The sequence below is a fragment of the Mycobacterium sp. ABE4_509 genome, assembly GCF_056160785.1.
In genome coordinates, this window is the sequence record NZ_JBSWXU010000251.1 from 1 (window position 1) to 3,718 (window position 3,718).

General features: G+C 72.7%; 1 protein-coding gene. It reads left to right on the forward strand.

Going from position 1 to position 3,718, the window contains the following annotated elements:
- On the forward strand, window positions 1-3,616 hold a 3,616-nt coding region (locus ACXAID_RS27425; RefSeq protein WP_475025323.1), incomplete at its 5' end, for an acyltransferase domain-containing protein.
- Window positions 3,617-3,718 lie beyond the last annotated feature (102 nt).

A 3,718-nucleotide genomic window follows, 5' to 3' on the forward strand; every position in this document is an offset into this window, starting at 1 on the left:
CCGCAGCGCCGTCCTCGACGGACTCGACGCGTTGGCCGCCCGGGTGCGCGACCCGCGGGTGGTCACCGGTGTCGTGCTGCCCGGCGCCGACGCCGGCGCGGTGTGGGTGTTCTCCGGGCACGGCTCACACTGGCCGGGGATGGGCCGCGAACTACTCACCCACGAACCGGTGTTCGCCGCCGTGATCGACGACATCGACACCGTGTTCCGCGCCGAACTCGGCTTCTCCGCCCGCGAGGCGCTGACCAGCGGCGATCTGGGGGGAACCGACCAGGTGCAGGCGCTGACCTTCGCGATGCAGGTCGGGCTGGCGGCGGTGCTGCGCGAACAGGGCGCCACACCGGCGGCGATCATCGGTCATTCGGTCGGCGAGGTCGCGGCCTGCGTCGCGGCCGGCGTGTTCGACCTGCGGCACGGCGCGGCGATCGCGTGCTTCCGCGCCCGCGGGTTCCGTTCGGTGGCCGGCGAGGGGGCGATGGCGCTGGTGCGGTTGCCGTTCGACGAAGCCGGCCGCCGGCTGCAGGGCCGCACCGATGTGGTGGCGGCGATCAGCGCCTCACCGCAGTCGACCGTCGTGTCCGGGGCGGCAGCGGCGGTTGACGAACTCATCGACTCATGGGCGGGCGACGGCATCTCGGTACGCTGGGTCAACACCGACGTGGCCTTCCACAGCCCCGCGATGGACGGGCTCACCGGTGAACTCGCCCGACTGGTGGGCGGGCTCGCGATGCCGGGGTCGGCGAAGGTGCCGCTGTACACCACCGCACTGGCCGATCCGCGGTCCAGCGCGCTGCGGGGTCCCGACTACTGGGCGGCGAACCTGCGTGACCGGGTGCGTTTCGCCGAGGCGGTCCAGGCCGCCGCCCAGGACGGTCACCGGCTGTTCCTCGAGGTGTCAGCGCATCCGGTGGTCGCCCACTCGATCGTCGAAACCCTGCTGGACGGCGGGTACGCCGAGCACGCCGTGCTGCCGGTGCTGCGCCGCGACCAGCCGCAGGCCTTGGCGGTCGGCGCCGCGGTGGCCGGGCTGTACTGCCACGGGGCACCTGTCGAACACGGATTCACCCGGTCCGCCCCGTGGGCGGCCGATCTGCCCGGCACCCAGTGGCAACACCGCCGATTCTGGCGGACCCCGACACCGCCACCGGGCACCGCAGCTCTGCACGATGTCGCCGCCAACACCCTGCTCGGCGGTGTAACCGACGTCGCGGCGGCGGTGCCGACGAGGATCTGGCAGACCCGGCTGGACATGGCCAACCGGCCCTACCCGGGTGACCATCCCGTCCAGGACACCGAAATCGTCCCCGCCGCAGTTCTGTTGAACACCTTCATCACCGCAGCGGGTGGGGCGCTCGGTGATGTGCGGTTGCGCACACCGGTGGCGCCCGGGCGCGCCCGCGATGTCCAGGTGGTGCGCCAGGACGGGGCGCTGCGGCTGTCGTCGCGGCTGATCGACGAAGACGGCGACGATGCGCAGGCATGGCTGACCCACAGCAGCGCGGTCGCCGCCGAGGACGCCGACCCGGAGTTCGAGAAGATCGATCAGCGCGCATTCCGCGCCGGCGCCGAACAAATCCCCGCCAGCCATGTGGTCGACACGCTGGCCAGCGTGGGTGTGGCGGCGATGGGCTTCGGCTGGCAGGTGCTCGAGCTGCACCGCCGGGGCGGTGAGATGCTGGCGCGCGTGTCGGCCGAGGCCGACGGATCGGTGCCGGCCACATGGGCGGGTCTGCTCGACGCGGCGACCTCGACTGCCTGCACGGTGTTCGACGGCCCGGCCCGGTTGCTGATGCCGGCGCGGATCGACCACGTCCACGTCCACGGCACGCCGCCGGCGTCGGCGCTGCTGCATGTCCGGCATCGGCACGGCACGACGGTCGATGTGTCGATCGCCGACGAGTCCGGTGCGGTGCTGGCCGCGCTGACGGGGATGACCTTCGAGGAGCTCGAGAGCTCGGTGGGCGGCGACACCTCCCGGATGCTGCACGAGGTGGCCTGGCGGCCGATCGAATACCGGGCGGACGGGCTGCCGAGTGAAGTCGTGCTGGTCGGCGGGACTCCTGACGAACTCGCGGCGGCCCGCGGTGACCTCGCGACCGCCGGGGTGCCGTGCCGCGGCTGCACCGATCCCGCCCGGTTGCCCGGCGGACTTCAGACCGGGGCTGTGGTGCTGGTGCTGCCGAACGCATCCGACAGCCCGCAGGCCGCCGCCGGGCTCGTGCTGGACACCTTGAAACATTTGCACGACAACGGGTCCGGTGCCCGGCTCTGGGCGCTGACCCGCGGCGTTCACGAGGGTGACGACCTCGCCCACGCCGGGCTGTGGGGGCTGGCCCGGGTGGCGGCCGCCGAACATCCGCAGCTGTGGGGCGGGGTGCTCGACGTCGCGTCCGGTCCGCTGCCCGTCGGCGTGCTGGCTTCGCTGGCCGGTCACGGGGTGGTCGTGGTGCGCGACGACGTGGCGTACACCGCGCGGCTGGCTCCGGCCCGGCCCGGGAACGGTGCGCCGATCAGCTGTACCCCGGGCGGCACCTATCTGGTCACCGGCGGCACCGGGGCGCTCGGCCTGCGGATCGCTTCGCGGCTGGCCGATCTCGGTGCCCGGCGGCTGGTGCTGCTGAGCCGGTCGGGCGTGCCGCCCCGCGATTCGTGGGGCCCCGAAGGGCACCGCGACGTGGTGCGTGCGGTGGCCGCGCTGGAGGAGCGCGGGGTCTCGGTGCAGGTCGCCCCGATCGACATCGGGGCGGCCGATGCCGGTGATCGGCTGCGGACGGTGCTGGCCGGCCTGCCCGCGGTGCGCGGGGTGGTGCACGCCGCCGGGGTGGAAGCCGGCGCATTGCTGATGAACACCTCCCACGACGACATCGCGGCCACGATGGGGCCCAAGGCGTCCGGCGCCATGGTGCTGGACGAACTCTTCGCGCCGGGGCAGCTGGACTGGCTGGTGCTCTTCTCGTCCTGCGGCTACCTGGCCGGGTTCCCCGGCCAGGGGGCCTATGCCTGCGCCAACGCGTTCCTCGACGGAATGGCGCGCCACCGCCACCGGCTCGGTGATCACACCGTGTCCGTCGCATGGACGGCGTGGCGTGGCCTGGGCATGGGGTCGGCGTCGGAGTACGTCGCCGCGCAGCTCGAGGGACTCGGGATGGGCACCGTGGACGCCGACGACGCGATGCGGGCCCTGGATACCGCGATGCGCGGCGATGATCCGAATGCCGTTGTGCTGCCGGTTCTTCCCGCGGCGGCAGCAGTGCCGATGCTGGCCGACGTGGCACCCACCGGGGAATGTGACGGCGCGGCGGTGCCCGCTCCGGTGGATCGCGGTGACGCCGACGTCGACGAATGGGTGGCCCAGCAGGTCGCCGAGGCGGTCGCCACCGAACTGGGACTGTCGGAGGACGACGTCGATCCCCGGGTGCCGCTGGTCGAAACCGGTGTCGACTCGATCATGACCGTGTCGCTGCGCCGGGCGCTGGAGAAGCGCACCGGCCTGGCACTGCCGCCGACCCTGCTCTGGGAGCACCCGACCGCGGCCGCGGTGACCGATCGCATCGTCGAACTACTGGCACCGCAGACCGTTTCCCGCGCCGAGCGGCACGAGGCCGAAGCCTCCTGACTAGGGGTCATCGTCGTCGGGGTCTTCGTCTGCTTCGTCGGGTAGTAGGTAGTTCTGGGGGTGGTGGTAGTTGTTGACGCGGGCCTGGCCTGTGTCGAGGGT